The organism is Flavobacterium psychrophilum, assembly GCA_001708385.1.
GTDB lineage: Bacteria > Bacteroidota > Bacteroidia > Flavobacteriales > Flavobacteriaceae > Flavobacterium > Flavobacterium psychrophilum_A.
Map to the genome: position 1 here is coordinate 103,171 of CP012388.1, position 14,412 is coordinate 117,582.

The window sequence follows — 14,412 nt, forward strand, 5'->3', positions numbered from 1 at the left end:
GTTATGGCAGATACTATAAGAATTGCACTCGCAGACGATGAAGTTCTTTTTAGGAAAGGCGTATCGTTTATTCTACAGCGCAAAAGAAATATAGATGTTATTTTTGAAGCCTGTAACGGAGAAGAAATGGTGTCTTTTTTAAGAGAAAATAAGATCAACAATACTAATCCTGATATAATTATTATAGACCTTAAAATGCCGGTTCTTAATGGCGTAGAGGCTACTAAAATTATACATTCAGAATTTCCGGAGATAAAGATTATTGCACTCACCAGCTATAATACCAAATCGTTTATTGCCAATATGATTGATGTAGGTGCTGCATCTTACCTGGTAAAAAGCACCACACCTCAGGAACTTTTAACTACAATAAACGAAGTGTATGAAAATGGATTTTACTACAACGACGAAGTATTGCAGGTAATACATGAGTGTCTTGCTTCGCCTAAGAAAAAAACGAAAGGTAGATTTCTGGAGGAGCAGCTTACCAATAGGGAGGTGGAAGTACTCAAGCTTATTTGCAAACAGCACAGCGGTGCAGAAATTGCCGAAAAACTATTTCTGAGTACGCGGACTGTTGAAGGTCACAGGAACAACCTGTTGCGCAAAACAGAATGCAAGAATATGATTGGGCTTATTATTTATGCTATCAATAATGAATACGTAACAATAGAGAGCCTTATAGAATAACACCATTTTTTTATTTACATAAGTTTAGCATTGTCAAAAATATCGAACAATGATATTTATCAGGTTTTGTATGCAAACGATATCTAATCTTTGCTGGCTAAACATTTTGTAAATGACATTACCAAAACAACTTCACACATTTCATATCCCCGTTATGGGGCTTGCCTACACAATTGATAGCCCTATAAGGGTTGCTCAATATGGCATAGACTCTGTTATTTCTATTGTAGACGATGAACTGATAGAAAAAATGAATGCTTTTTACAGCGAAAAGTTTGAACTTCCCTATAAAGAGATCACGCAGAAGATACAGGATTATCGTGCCGAACGCATTACAGCTTACCTTGATAAGGTAGATACTATAGTTAAACAAAAGTATGATTCTTTTTTTAAGGAGTTAACTGAAAGTAAAGAGGTATTAACCAACTTTATAGCGATGCTTCCTCAAAAATCTGAAATAAAGCAGGGCTTACAGGAATTTATCTCGGATAAAGCCGAGATGATTAACGGACTCAAAGAATATATTTCGCAAAATCTGTATCCGGGTTCTATTGATGTCAACATCATGACAAAAGTAGATAAAACAAATTTTGAGAAAAAAGAAGCACTACCTGTTATATACAACGATGCACATGCTTCTCTAAGAGGATTTGCAAATAGCAAACTAAGTTCTTCGCTTGTACTGTCGGCAGGTATGAATCCGTCATTATACAATTACATTGCGTCATTTGATGATTTTTTCCCTGATGCCAGTGGGCAGATAAAGAAGAAGATTGTACTTAAAGTAAGCGATTTTCGTTCTGCAATGATACAGGGAAGTTATCTGGCAAAAAAAGGAATATGGGTATCTGAGTATCGTATTGAATCGGGACTTAATTGCGGAGGGCACGCTTTCGCTACAGATGGTTTACTTCTAGGTTCAATTATGAATGAGTTTAAGCAAAGAAAAAGTGAGCTTATGGATACTGCATGCCAGCTTTTAATTAAGGCCCTGGCAAATACTCAGCGTACAGTTCCCTCAAACAGACCAACTCTAAAAATCACCGTGCAGGGTGGGGTAGGAACAACAGAGGAACACGACTTTTTACTTGATGAATATAATGTTGATTCTGTTGGTTGGGGATCTCCCTTCCTAATGGTTCCGGAAGCCACCTCTGTAGATGCAGCAACACGTAATTTATTAGCTGCAGCTAAAGAAAAAGATTTTTATAGGAGCGATATATCGCCGCTAGGAGTACCTTTTAATACAATTGAAGGGACTACCAATGATTTTTTAAAGAGTAAACGTATCTATGATGGTAAAGCCGGAAGCTCTTGCCCTAAAAAGCTCTTGGCACTTAGCCGCGAATATGATGAACAGGGTATATGTACAGCGTCTCGCAAATACCAGCAGATCAAATTAGGGCTACTGGATTCGGAAAAAGATAATCTGTCGGCATTGGAATTTAAGAAAAGATATGAAGCCATAACTGTAAAGTCCTGCCTTTGCGTGGGCTTGGCAAACGCGTCATACCTTGAGAACAATATCGCAATTAAGGGAGAGAAGCAAGGTATAGTTATTTGCCCAGGGCCTAACATGGCTTATTTTGATAAAGAAATTTCTTTAAAAGAAATGGTTGGGCATATCTATGGGTATAATTCGGTGCTGGCAAAAGGATATCGTCCTAATATATTTATTAAAGAACTCGGATTGTATGTTGATTTTCTTTCTAAAGAAATAAATCAGGTTATACCATCTAAGCCACAAATAAAAAAGTGGACAACCTTTAAGAACAACCTTCTTTCAGGAATCTATTATTATGAGGAACTTTTTGATACTACAAATTTCTTTGAATCATCTAAAGCAGATGTATTCGAAAAATTAGCATTTTATAAAGCAATAATAGAAGGTATTGTTATACCGGAAGAAGTTTTAGTAACAGCGTAATTAGTTTACCAGTTTTAGAAGTTTATTGCTGTCCGGGATGATTATTTTCTTTCCGGACAGTTCTATTATACCCTGTTTGTTAAGTTCAGACAATAATCTGATACAGCTTTCGGTTGCTGTACCTACCATACCTGCAATTTCTTCGCGGGATAGTTTAATTTTTAGGCTTTTATCTGTGTCAACGCCGAAAGTTTTATAAAGGTCTACAAGTGTTTCAGCAAGGCGTTGTTTTACCGATTTCTGCGCCATATTAACCAAATGATCATCAGCTTCTTTAAGGTCACCGCAAATGGTTTTCATAACATTCATAGAGAATTGGTTGTTTTCGTTGAAAAAGCCCATAACCTCGTTTTTTGGTATAAAGCACACCTCCATATCTTCAAGTGCAGTGGCAGTAAGATTTACAGGTTCGTCACTAATCATAGAACGTTGACCAAGCAGTTCGCCTTTGGTGATAAGCTTAACAATCTGGTCGTTACCGTTAGGGCTTAGCTTAGTAAGTTTGCATACGCCATCTTTAATACAGAAAATACCATTTACATTTTCACCTTCGGTAAAAATAGGCTCACCTTTCTTAATTGTGTACGAAGATTTGCATTCTGCCATTCTAAGCAATTCATCTTTGTTCAGTGCTTTTAAAGAACTGAATTCCCTCACTATACATTGTTCACACTTGCTCATCAGACTAACGCTTTAAGTTCTGCAAATTTAGTGATTTGGCATGACAATTATCATATTTTATTTACGAAAGGTGGTGCAATTTTGCATCAGGTAAAATGAGCAGATTATGGAAACGAAACATTGTTTTCATTGCGGACTTGATGTTGTAAAAAAGGAAGAAATTATTTTTGATGATAAATCTTTTTGTTGCAATGGCTGTAAGACCGTATATGAAATTTTTAGCCTGAACGGGCTAACCGATTATTACGATTTTGAAACCTTCCCGGGCGCTACACCACAGGATATTAAAGGGAAGTACGACTTTCTGGATAATGAAGCTATAGTAGACAGGCTGCTGGACTTTAAAGAAGAGAGCACACATATCGCCATGCTTTATATTCCGCACATCCATTGTAGTTCCTGCATCTGGATACTTGAAAATCTGCACAGGTTGCAGCCGGGAATCAGTAGCTCCCAGGTTAACTTTCACGAAAAGAAAACCCGTATTATTTTCAATCCCGAAAAAGTTACGTTAAAGCAGATTGTATACCTATTGAATTCTATAGGGTATGAACCTTATATAAGCCTTGATAATTATGACAACAAGCAGGAAAGTGTAAGCCGAAGCCTTATTTATAAGTTAGGTGTTGCTTTCTTTTGTTTTGGCAACGTAATGTTGCTTTCTTTTCCTGAATATTTTGAGGTAGAAGATTACTGGCTTGACAATTACCGTGGCTTTTTCCGTTGGCTGATATTTGTATTATCTCTGCCGTCATTCCTGTATTCTGCAAGCGGATATTATGTTTCTGCCTATAAAAGTCTCAGGGCGGGGATGCTGAATATCGATATTCCCATTGCTTTAGGGCTTATTGTAATGTTTGTGCGTAGTACTATAGACATTGTTTTTGGGTACGGGCAGGGATTCTTTGACAGTCTTTGCGGATTGGTATTCTTTATGCTTCTGGGCAGGTTATTTCAGCAGAAAACATATAATTTTCTTTCCTTCGAGAGAGATTTTAAATCATATTTTCCTATAGCTGTGACCAAAATTATGCCTGATAGGTCGGAAGTATCAGTACCTGTATATGATGTTGCAAAAGGTGATAGGCTGCTTATCCGCAACAGCGAACTTATACCTGTAGATGGCATACTAATAAGTGATACCACGTCTATTGATTACAGTTTTGTTACCGGCGAAGCAGAACCCATTCTTAAAAAGTCTGGCGACAAGATTTATGCCGGCGGCAGGCAAATGGGGAAAGTAGTCGAGATGGATGTGTTGAGTTCGGTTTCTCAAAGTTATCTAACCCAGCTGTGGAGTAACGAGGTGTTTGCAAAAAAAGATATACGGGACTATAAAACGATGACAGATACCATTAGCAGATACTTTACCCCATTGTTGCTTTTGATTGCGTTTGCATCATTTACCTATTGGATTTTTATTGATACGACCACTGCCTTTAATGTATTTACTGCTGTACTTATTGTCGCCTGCCCTTGTGCACTGGCATTAAGTGCGCCTTTTACATTAGGTAATGTATTGCGTGTAATAGGTAATAGGAAACTGTATCTTAAAAATGCTACTGTAATTGAACAAATGGCAAAAGTAGACACCATTGTGTTTGATAAAACCGGAACGATAACCACAAATAAAAAATCGACGATAAGGTTTGAAGGGTTTCAGGATGAAAAGATTGACGGTAAGGAGTTATCATTTATTAAAAGTTTGCTTCGTGGTTCTAACCATCCGTTAAGCAGAAGGTTGTATGATTTTCTACCGAAAACCTCTTTACAAATTGTAGACGATTTTGAGGAAGTGACGGGCAAAGGTATAAAAGCAACTGTAGATGGATTTTTTATACGTGTTGGTTCTGCTGTATTTGTTGGGGCAGAGGGCGAAGACACGTTGCAAACAAATATTCATATTTCCATCAACAGGAATTATATGGGTAAGTATGTTTTTGATAACCAGTACCGCGACGGACTCAAACAACTCTTTTCCGAGCTTAGCAAAAACTACAGTCTTAAAATACTCTCGGGAGATAATGAAGGAGAACTGGAAGTACTTCAGCAACTGCTACCCTCAAACACGCAGTTCGCTTTTAACCAAAAGCCTGATGAAAAACTTGCCTTTATAGAAAACCTGCAAAAGCAAGGTAAAAATGTAATGATGATTGGTGACGGACTTAACGATGCCGGTGCTTTGGCACAAAGCAATGTAGGTATATCCATATCTGAAAATGTAAATGTATTTTCTCCTGCCTGTGACGGTATCCTTGACGCTGGTGAGTTCAAAAAAATAGCATGGTATTTAAAGCTTTCTAAAAACACGGTTAAAACCATTAAGATGAGTTTTACACTGTCACTGCTTTACAATGTGGTAGGATTGTCTTTTGCTGTAACTGGAAAATTATCGCCGCTTACTGCCGCTATCATCATGCCGCTCAGCACTATAACCATTATCAGTTTTGTAACGGTAATGAGTAATTACTACGCCAGGCGAAAACAATAGCAAATTCCACAAAAAATCAATAAACAAAACCCCTAACCATGACAAATATCATGTTTTATCCGGTGGGTCAAAACTAACTTTGTTAACACAAAATTAAGAAGTATGAGCGTAATCTATCTATTAATCACCATCAGCCTTATAGTGGCACTGCTATTTTTATATGTGTTTGTAAGAGCAGTGAAGCAGGGCCAGTTTGATGATGATTACACACCATCTGTCAGGATGCTTTTTGACGATGAGACCAAACAAAACGAAAACAAAACTAACAAGGATTAATTATGGAAATGCAACAATTTTATTACGATAATAAAATAGTTAAAAAGTTCCTCTACGCCACGATAGTGTTTGGTGTGGTAGGAATGCTCGTTGGCTTGCTTATAGCTTCTATGTATATGTTCCCCAACTTAACAGACGGCGTTTCGTGGCTTAGCTACGGCAGGTTAAGACCGCTACATACCAATGCCGTTATTTTTGCCTTTGTGGGTAATGCAATGTTTGCGGGTATTTACTATTCAATGCAAAGACTGCTTAAAACACGTATGTTTAGCGATGTTTTGGGTAACATTCACTTCTGGGGATGGCAACTTATTATAGTGGCAGCGGCAATATCACTACCATTGGGTTACACATCTTCAAAAGAATATGCCGAACTGGAATGGCCTATAGATATTTGTATTGCGCTTATATGGGTGGTGTTTGGTATAAATATGATAGGTACTATCTTAAGAAGAAGGGAGCGTCACCTGTACGTAGCTATATGGTTTTATCTTGCTACATTTATTACAGTAGCTATACTTCACATCTTTAATAGTTTGGCATTACCTGTAAGTGCGATGAAAAGCTACTCGGTGTATGCCGGGGTTCAGGATGCTTTGGTACAGTGGTGGTATGGGCACAATGCTGTGGCATTCTTTCTTACCACGCCATTCCTGGGACTTATGTATTACTTCGTACCTAAAGCGGCTAACAGGCCTGTATATTCCTACCGACTTTCAATTATTCACTTTTGGTCACTGATCTTTATATATATCTGGGCAGGGCCACATCACCTGTTGTATTCTGCATTGCCGGACTGGGCCCAGAATTTGGGTGTTGCCTTCTCAATAATGCTTATCGCGCCATCATGGGGTGGTATGATCAACGGATTGCTAACCCTTCGTGGAGCATGGGATAAGGTGCGTACAAGTCCAGTTCTTAAATTTTTCGTTGTGGCAATTACCGGTTACGGCATGGCAACGTTTGAAGGGCCCATGCTTTCACTTAAAAATGTAAATGCAATTGCCCACTATACCGACTGGATCGTTGCCCACGTACACGTAGGTGCGCTTGCATGGAACGGCTTCCTTACTTTTGGTATGATCTACTGGTTAATACCCCGTATGACAAAAACTACTTTGTACTCTGTTAAACTAGCTAATTTTCATTTTTGGATAGGCACACTGGGTATTATTATGTATGCGCTTCCTTTATACGTTGCCGGATTCACACAGGCTTCTATGTGGAAACAGTTTAACCCGGACGGCACACTTAAATACGGAAACTTCCTTGAGACGATAAAACAGATCATGCCAATGTACTGGATGCGTGCCATTGGCGGAACGCTCTTCGTAATCGGTCTGTTAGTATTAGTGTACAACATCATAATGACGGTTAGACAAGGTCAAAAAATTGAAGATGAACTTGCTGAAGCACCTGCGCTTCAAAAAATAACAAACAAAAGGCTTAAGGGAGAGAAATTTCACCCGTGGCTGGAAAGAAGGCCCATTCAGCTTACAATACTTGCAACCATTGCAGTACTAATAGGCGGTGTAATACAGATTGTGCCTACCATAATGGTAAAATCTAACATACCAACCATAAGTACTGTAAAACCATACAGCCCGCTGGAACTTGAAGGACGTGACCTATATATCAGGGAAGGCTGTGTTAACTGCCACTCACAAATGATACGACCATTTAGGAGTGAGGTTGAACGTTATGGCGAATACTCCAAATCGGGTGAATATGTATATGACCACCCATTTCTTTGGGGATCTAAACGAACCGGTCCCGATTTAATGAGGGTAGGAGGTAAATACAGTGATAACTGGCATTTCAACCACCTTTGGGATCCGCAGAGTACATCAGAAGGTTCAATTATGCCGGCATACAAATGGCTGTTTGATAATGAGAAAATGGATTACTCCCAAACGAAGAAGAAAATGGAAGTAATGGTAAAACTGGGAGTTCCGTATACCGAAGAAGACATTGCCAATGCCGATAAAACAGTAAGCGAACAGGCTTTAAAAATAGAGCAGAGCCTGCATGCCGATCCCGACTTTGTGAAGAGCTATGAAGAAAGTAAAAAAGCTGCGACAGCAAGGGGAGAAGAGTTTGTTGCAATGCGCGACAGGGAAATTATAGCCCTTATTGCTTACCTGCAACGCCTTGGCACCGATATTAAAATTAAAGATACAACCGCAGTAAATAAAAAATAAAAGTCATGCTGAAGTTTGTAAAACATAATTTGGAAAGTATCTCAGGAATTGAGCTATATCCAATCATATCACTTCTTATATTTTTCATCTTTTTCGTAGTGCTATACTCATGGGTATACACCTATAAAAAGGATAAGATAAACGAAATGAGCAACATTCCTTTTACTGAAGGAAATGAAAACGGAAATACTAACAAATACGATACAGTACAATGAAAAAGTTTATTCCCGTATATGTAAGGGTTCCCGTAATATTTGCTCTGGTATTTATGGCTTTAGAGTTTTTTATAGACTCTGGCGACAGGCCTGCTTTTATAAAGTACCCAATGGTGTCGTTGTTTCTGGGCGTTTTTATCTTTATCCAGATTGCCATAGAGATAGTAGTGCTGGCAATAGACAGGGTTACGTACAGTCTTTTAACCGATGAACAAAAAGCAAAACTGGCTGCTGCCGATGCTATAGAGTTTAAAGATAGTGAATGGTTTAAAAAACTGAAAAGGTTCTTTGTGAAAACAAGGCCAATTGAAGAAGAAGGCTCAATCTTGATGGATCATGACTACGACGGTATAAAAGAACTAGACAATGTGTTGCCGCCGTGGTGGATAAAATTGTTCTATGCCTGTATTGTTTTTGCAATTATTTATCTGGCTAAATATCACATCTTCGGATATGGTGATCAGAAAAAAGAATTCGAGACAGAAATGGCTGAGGCAAAGCTGGCTGTCGAAGAATACAAGAAAACGGCTAAGGATCTTATTGATGCCGAAAGCGTAACGCTTCTTACCGAGCCTGCCGATCTTGCTGCAGGTAAAAAAATATTCGAAACCAACTGTGCTGCCTGCCACAGGCCAGATGCCGGTGGTGCTATCGGCCCAAACCTTACCGATGAGAACTGGCTATTGGGTGGAGGTATTAAAAATGTATTCCACACTATTACAGAAGGTGGCCGCGATGGCAAAGGTATGGTGGCCTGGAAAGGTACGCTTAAACCATCTGAAATACAGCTTGTAGCCAGTTATGTATTATCGCTGCAAGGTTCTAACCCTAAAGATCCTAAAGAACCGCAGGGTGATGTATGGAAAGAAGAAGCATCTAAGGCAGCGGATGATAAGGTAGCGGTAAACGAAAAATAAATGCTATGTCAAAACAACAGGATGAAGCGTTCCGGGATAGCATCGGGACGATAAATGATGAGGGTAAAAGGGTTTGGGTCTTCCCTAAAAAGCCTTCAGGTAAGTTCTTTAAATATCGGGTAATTGTCAGCTGGCTTTTACTTGCATTTCTGGTGATATCTCCATTTGTAAAAATCAATGGTAACCAGTTTGTTATGTTCAACATATTAGAGCGTAAGTTTAATATATTTAGTTTTCCGTTCTGGCCTCAGGATTTTCACCTTGTTGTCATTTCAATGATCATAGGGGTAGTGTTTGTTGCACTATTTACTGTTGCTTTCGGACGTATATTTTGCGGATGGATTTGTCCTCAGACCATATTCATGGAAATGGTTTTCAGACGTATTGAGTACTGGATTGATGGCGACCGAGGAGCACAAATAAAGCTGGATAAGCAGGAATGGAATGCTGAGAAAATAAAAAAGCGTGTGCTAAAATGGTTTGCCTTTTTTGTAATATCATTCATAATTGCAAATGTGTTCCTGGCATATTTAACAGGCAGGGATGAGCTTATTGAAATGGTTCAGCAAGGCCCTGCAAACAATATGGGGACTCTTGTAGCTTTACTGATATTTACGGCTGTGTTCTATTTTATTTTTGCATGGTTCAGGGAGCAGGTTTGTATTATCGCCTGTCCTTATGGTAGGCTACAGGGGGCATTACTGGATGATAAATCGGTTATTGTGGCTTATGACCATGTTCGTGGTGAAAGGGAAACCGGGCGCGGCAGGATGGTTAAAGGTGAGAATAGGGAATCTGTTGGCAAAGGGGATTGTATTGACTGTAAACTTTGCGTAAATGTATGCCCTACAGGGATAGACATTAGAAACGGAACTCAACTGGAATGCATTAACTGTACGGCTTGTATAGATGAATGCAATACAGTTATGGATAAAGTAGGGCTTCCGCTTGGGCTTATACGTTATGCCAGTGAAGACGAGATAACCAAAAAAGAAAAGTTTGTCTTTACACCGCGTATGAAAGGGTATGCCGCTGTATTGACAATACTTACAGGTATATTTATTGGTATGCTGTTTTTACGTAACGATGTTGAGGCTACTGTGCTTCGCCTGCCAGGACAATTGTTTGAACATAAGGGCGATAACATTAGTAATGTTTTTACATATAAAATTATAAATAAGACAACTAAAGATTTTAATGATGTGCACTTTAAACTTTCGGATCCCAATGGAATTGCAAAGACGGTAGGTGCAGCACATTTTAAAGTGCCTAAAGAAGCAATGGTTAGCGGAACTCTGTTTGTTGAGATAAACCCGTCTTTCCTTAAAGGCGATAAAACAAAAATTACGCTTGAGGTTCATGACGGTAACAGGCTGATAGAAACAGAAACCACTAACTTTTTAGGGCCGAGGAGTTTTAATTAAATAGAGACGATTATGAAAATTAACTGGGGTACGGGAATAGTAATAGCTTTTGCACTGTTTATGGCATTTATATTGTTTTTTGTTTTCAGGGTGCAAAGTGACAGTGCTTATGATAATGAACTTGTGGTAGAGGAATATTACAAGCAGGAACGGGTGTTGCAATCGCAGCTGGATAAAGAACAAAATGCCGTGTCGCTGGTACACAAACTACAAATACAGGATGTGGGTAACGATATACAAATAGAATTTCCTGAAGGATTTGATATAAATAAAATAACAGGGAAAGTGTCCCTCTACAGGCCGTCCAGCCAAAAGCTTGATTTTGAAATACCTATTTCACTTTCAACAAATCATCTGCTCATACCTAAAAGTGATCTGGCTGGCGGCCGTTGGGACATTACCATTGAGTGGCAGTATGATGGCAAAGGCTACATCAATAAAGAGATGCTTAATTTATAGTTGTCGGTTGTCGGTTACTGATTGTATTAGAAAATTATATTCAGTAACCGATAACTATCAACTATCAACTTCTATACAATGCTTTACTCTGCATTATTATTAGGATTGCTTTCCAGCCTGCACTGTATAGGTATGTGTGGGCCAATAGCTATGATGCTACCTGTAGACAGGCATGATCCTGTAAAAAGGGCGGCACAACTACTTTTATATCATTTAGGTAGAATAACAGCTTATGCAACCTTAGGACTTGTTTTTGGGATACTGGGTAAAGGGCTTTACCTTGCCGGTATGCAGCAGCAGCTATCAATCATTGCCGGATTAGTAATGATAGCCATTGTGATGATACCCGAAAGAATATTTGCACGCTACAATTTTTCTAAGCCGGTATATAAACTCATATCAAATATTAAGCAAAGCCTGGGTAGCCAGTTTCGTAAACGAAACAATAAGGCCCTATTTATAACAGGACTGCTTAATGGATTTTTACCCTGCGGACTAGTATACGCAGCGCTATTTGGCGCTATTGCTATGCAAAGTGAAAGCCTTGGGACTGTTTATATGGTTTTATACGGACTAGGAACCGTACCGCTTATGAGTGCAGTGGTTTATATTTCAGGATTTCTTAATAACCCTATACGAAACACTTTCAGCAAAATAGTGCCTTATGCGGCCGTATTTATTGGTATGCTGTTCATCGTGCGCGGACTAGGGTTAAGTATTCCTTATATTTCTCCCGGAACAATGAGTCTATTTGTGGGAAGCGCGCCAAACTGTGGATAGTTTTATACTCTGGATTTTAACCTGCTAAGCGTTTCCTGTGAAATATTAAGGTATGATGCAACCATTTTATTTGGCAGTCGTTTAATTATATCGGGTTTTTGTTCTAAAAGCTGTCTATAGCGTTCTATGGCATCCATAGTAATAAAAGACATCAATCTATTTGTGTTCGTTACATAGGCATACTCCAGGTATTTACTGTAAAACGTACTCCACTCCGGAATAATTTCTATCAGATCATAAAAATCTTTTTGAGCAATATATAGTAGTTGGGTATCTTCTAATGCTTGTATAAATTCCAATGAAGGTTCACCTGTTATAAAGCTTACCAGTGTGGTTGCAAACGTATCTTCAAAAGCGAGGTGACGGGTAGCTTCCTGTCCTTCCTCGTTGATAAAGAATATCCGTAAACAACCATTGCCAACGAAAAACATACGCTGGCTGGTTTGCCCGTTAGTAACCAAAACCTCATTCTTTTTTGGATTTAGCGGATGAAAATAGGAGAGGATAATTTCCATTTCAGATGATGAAATAGCTATTCTGCTGCTTATGTAATTTTCAAGCTGTTTATACATTTTTTTTTAAGATATCCGTCCTGCGAAATTACAATAATATGGCAAAGAAAAAGCTGCTATGCATTCTGCTTAATAACTTTCTCTGCCATTTTTCGCGCCCTCGGAATAATGATAAACGCAGCCACGTAAGATACAGGCAGCATAATACTCCATGCATTAAGAAATTTAATGAACCAGCATTCGTTAAATCCGTAGTTACGAATTAACCCTACAAATGCCATGATAAGTGTCATGGGTACAACAACAAACAATGTGTTGATGTATTTAAAATACTTTTTGTGCATCTTTTAAATAATTAAATTAATATGAGGCAAAGATGCACAGCCTAAGTACCTTAATTATTGATGTATGTCAAAAAAAGACAATTATATAGTCATAGAAAATAATTTGGTGTCAGGTGTTTTTCGTTTCAGCCGCAGGTCAAATGCCATACAGATGTTGCGTACAAAAGGTTTTCCTTTTTCAGTTACCTGTATATTATTCTTACCAAACTCCAATAAACCATCGGTTTCCATTTCCTTAAGGTTAATCAGTACATTAGGCAATTCGGCGAATGTATCTGCAGTATCATTCCATGACGTATACAGCCTGCACATAAGATTTAGAATATGTTTCCGTATAATAAGGTCTTCATCGGTAAGTAAATGTCCTCTAAATATTGGTAATTCATCAGCTTCAATACGTTTGTAATACTCTTCAAGGCTCTTTTCATTTTGCGCAAAACTGTACCAGCTGTCGCTTATAGAAGAAACGCCAAGCCCAATCATGAGTTGTGTTTTAGAGGCACTGTAGCCCATAAAATTACGATGAAGGTTACCATCGTTAAAAGAGTCAAACATACTATCTGTCGTTATTGCGAAGTGATCCATTCCAATTTCAAGAAAACCTTTATCCGAAAGTATTCTCTTGCCGGTTTCATATAGTTGTCTTTTTTCGTCGTCTTTAGGCAGGTTGTTTTCATCAAAACCACGCTGTCCGTTGCCCTTAATCCACGGTACATGGGCATAACTGTAAAAAGCAAGCCTGTCGGGATTAAGGGCTTTTGTTTTTTCGATGGTATCGATCATACTTTGAACGGTTTGGAAAGGCAGCCCAAAGACAAGATCATGGCTTATCGAGGTATAACCAATTTCGCGGGCCCAGAATGTAACTTTTGCCACATTGTGAAAAGGCTGTATGCGATTAATAGCTTTCTGAACAGTTTCGTTATAATCCTGCACGCCAAAACTAACCCTTGAAAAACCCAAGTTGTATAGGGTTTGAAGGTGCGCCCTGGTTGTGTTATTGGGATGGCCTTCAAAACTGAATTCATGGTGAGGTGCAATATCAGCACGTTCAAAAATGCCATTGATAAGTATTTCCAGGTTTTCCGGACTAAAAAAAGTAGGAGTTCCTCCGCCAAGGTGTAATTCTTTAATGCGAGGCCTTTTGGGTAGCATATTGCAGTACATAGCCCATTCTGTAAGCACGGCGGTTATATAGCGTGTTTCTACCTCATGACGCTTAGTAACGCGTTTATTGCACCCGCAAAAAGTACACATACTCTCGCAGAAGGGTAGATGTATATAAAGACTGATGCCTTCTGTAGCATTACTTTCATTAAATGATTTCAGGCATGTATACTTCCAGTTTTTAGTAGTGAAATTATTTTCTTCCCAGTAAGGTACGGTTGGATAGCTTGTGTATCTTGGACCCGGCACATTATACTTTTGAATCAGTGAATTTTTCATATCGTCATTATTTCCAATATTCAAAATTACTGAGTGCCAGTCTGCTAAA

At 38.7% G+C, this 14,412-nt stretch carries 14 protein-coding genes; 10 read left to right on the plus strand and 4 right to left on the minus strand.

The genetic code is table 11. The features are described from left to right. Nucleotides 1–3: 3 nt before the first annotated feature. Together ALW18_00485 and ALW18_00490 are read left to right on the plus strand one after the other, a co-directional pair. On the plus strand, nt 4–690 hold the full coding sequence (locus ALW18_00485; GenBank protein AOE51125.1) for a LuxR family transcriptional regulator: 687 nt from the start codon (nt 4–6) through the stop codon (nt 688–690). Nucleotides 691–802: 112 nt separating this feature from the next. Then, on the plus strand, nt 803–2,617 hold the full coding sequence (locus ALW18_00490; GenBank protein ID AOE51126.1) for a hypothetical protein: 1,815 nt from the start codon (nt 803–805) through the stop codon (nt 2,615–2,617). On the opposite strand, the gene ALW18_00495 is transcribed toward ALW18_00490, so the two are convergent. Continuing rightward, the gene (locus ALW18_00495) at nt 2,618–3,298 is read right to left on the minus strand and encodes a Crp/Fnr family transcriptional regulator (GenBank protein ID AOE51127.1); all 681 of its coding nucleotides are present in this window, start codon (nt 3,296–3,298) and stop codon (nt 2,618–2,620) included. A 106-nt stretch (nt 3,299–3,404) separates the two neighbouring features. Here ALW18_00495 and ALW18_00500 point away from each other — a divergent pair, with 106 nt between their 5' ends. The 8 genes from ALW18_00500 to ALW18_00535 all read left to right on the plus strand — a co-directional run bounded on the left by ALW18_00500 (nt 3,405) and on the right by ALW18_00535 (nt 12,061). Next, on the plus strand, nt 3,405–5,789 hold the full coding sequence (locus tag ALW18_00500) for an ATPase (GenBank protein AOE51128.1): 2,385 nt from the start codon (nt 3,405–3,407) through the stop codon (nt 5,787–5,789). A gap of 102 nt (nt 5,790–5,891) precedes the next feature. Further along, complete coding sequence (locus ALW18_00505) at nt 5,892–6,065, plus strand: cytochrome C oxidase Cbb3 (protein ID AOE51129.1); 174 nt, start codon at nt 5,892–5,894, stop codon at nt 6,063–6,065. Nucleotides 6,066–6,067: 2 nt separating this feature from the next. After that, nucleotides 6,068–8,266, plus strand: a complete 2,199-nt coding sequence (locus tag ALW18_00510; GenBank protein ID AOE51130.1) for a cytochrome C oxidase Cbb3 — start codon at nt 6,068–6,070, stop codon at nt 8,264–8,266. Between the two features lie 5 nt (nt 8,267–8,271). Further along, nucleotides 8,272–8,481 (plus strand): cytochrome C oxidase subunit IV, encoded by a 210-nt coding sequence (locus ALW18_00515; GenBank protein AOE51131.1) that lies wholly within the window; start codon nt 8,272–8,274, stop codon nt 8,479–8,481. Beyond that, entirely contained in the window at nt 8,478–9,398 is a 921-nt protein-coding gene (locus tag ALW18_00520) for a cytochrome C oxidase subunit III (GenBank protein AOE51132.1), read from the plus strand. Before ALW18_00515 ends, ALW18_00520 begins: the two co-directional genes overlap by 4 nt. 5 nt (nt 9,399–9,403) lie before the next feature. Further along, nucleotides 9,404–10,822 carry a cytochrome C oxidase gene (locus ALW18_00525; protein AOE51133.1) on the plus strand — a complete coding sequence of 473 codons (1,419 nt, stop codon included), beginning with the start codon at nt 9,404–9,406 and terminating at the stop codon, nt 10,820–10,822. A 12-nt stretch (nt 10,823–10,834) separates the two neighbouring features. Beyond that, a complete protein-coding gene (locus ALW18_00530) occupies nt 10,835–11,281 on the plus strand; it encodes a cytochrome C oxidase Cbb3 (GenBank protein ID AOE51134.1) in 447 nt (148 codons plus the stop codon). Between the two features lie 78 nt (nt 11,282–11,359). Beyond that, on the plus strand, nt 11,360–12,061 hold the full coding sequence (locus ALW18_00535) for a hypothetical protein (GenBank protein AOE51135.1): 702 nt from the start codon (nt 11,360–11,362) through the stop codon (nt 12,059–12,061). Between the two features lie 2 nt (nt 12,062–12,063). Here ALW18_00535 and ALW18_00540 read toward each other — a convergent pair whose 3' ends face one another. The 3 genes from ALW18_00540 to ALW18_00550 all read right to left on the minus strand — a co-directional run bounded on the left by ALW18_00540 (nt 12,064) and on the right by ALW18_00550 (nt 14,363). Further along, the gene (locus ALW18_00540; protein AOE51136.1) at nt 12,064–12,633 is read right to left on the minus strand and encodes a cyclic nucleotide-binding protein; all 570 of its coding nucleotides are present in this window, start codon (nt 12,631–12,633) and stop codon (nt 12,064–12,066) included. A gap of 56 nt (nt 12,634–12,689) precedes the next feature. Further along, nucleotides 12,690–12,917: a hypothetical protein gene (locus tag ALW18_00545; GenBank protein ID AOE51137.1), complete on the minus strand. Its 228-nt coding sequence runs from the start codon at nt 12,915–12,917 to the stop codon at nt 12,690–12,692. An 81-nt stretch (nt 12,918–12,998) separates the two neighbouring features. Then, nucleotides 12,999–14,363 (minus strand): coproporphyrinogen III oxidase, encoded by a 1,365-nt coding sequence (locus ALW18_00550; protein AOE51138.1) that lies wholly within the window; start codon nt 14,361–14,363, stop codon nt 12,999–13,001. Between the last annotated feature and the right edge of the window lie 49 nt (nt 14,364–14,412).

Bases quoted from the DNA above. Each gene is read 5' to 3' on its own strand.
- ALW18_00515 (AOE51131.1), top strand. From the start codon at position 8,272: ATGCTGAAGTTTGTAAAACATAATTTGGAAAGTATCTCAGGAATTGAG.
- ALW18_00490 (AOE51126.1), top strand. From the start codon at position 803: ATGACATTACCAAAACAACTTCACACATTTCATATCCCCGTTATGGGG.
- ALW18_00485 (AOE51125.1), top strand. From the start codon at position 4: ATGGCAGATACTATAAGAATTGCACTCGCAGACGATGAAGTTCTTTTT.
- ALW18_00505 (AOE51129.1), top strand. From the start codon at position 5,892: ATGAGCGTAATCTATCTATTAATCACCATCAGCCTTATAGTGGCACTG.
- ALW18_00525 (AOE51133.1), top strand. From the start codon at position 9,404: ATGTCAAAACAACAGGATGAAGCGTTCCGGGATAGCATCGGGACGATA.
- ALW18_00495 (AOE51127.1), bottom strand. From the start codon at position 3,298: ATGAGCAAGTGTGAACAATGTATAGTGAGGGAATTCAGTTCTTTAAAA.
- ALW18_00510 (AOE51130.1), top strand. From the start codon at position 6,068: ATGGAAATGCAACAATTTTATTACGATAATAAAATAGTTAAAAAGTTC.
- ALW18_00540 (AOE51136.1), bottom strand. From the start codon at position 12,633: ATGTATAAACAGCTTGAAAATTACATAAGCAGCAGAATAGCTATTTCA.
- ALW18_00550 (AOE51138.1), bottom strand. From the start codon at position 14,363: ATGAAAAATTCACTGATTCAAAAGTATAATGTGCCGGGTCCAAGATAC.
- ALW18_00530 (AOE51134.1), top strand. From the start codon at position 10,835: ATGAAAATTAACTGGGGTACGGGAATAGTAATAGCTTTTGCACTGTTT.
- ALW18_00500 (AOE51128.1), top strand. From the start codon at position 3,405: ATGGAAACGAAACATTGTTTTCATTGCGGACTTGATGTTGTAAAAAAG.
- ALW18_00520 (AOE51132.1), top strand. From the start codon at position 8,478: ATGAAAAAGTTTATTCCCGTATATGTAAGGGTTCCCGTAATATTTGCT.
- ALW18_00545 (AOE51137.1), bottom strand. From the start codon at position 12,917: ATGCACAAAAAGTATTTTAAATACATCAACACATTGTTTGTTGTTGTA.
- ALW18_00535 (AOE51135.1), top strand. From the start codon at position 11,360: ATGCTTTACTCTGCATTATTATTAGGATTGCTTTCCAGCCTGCACTGT.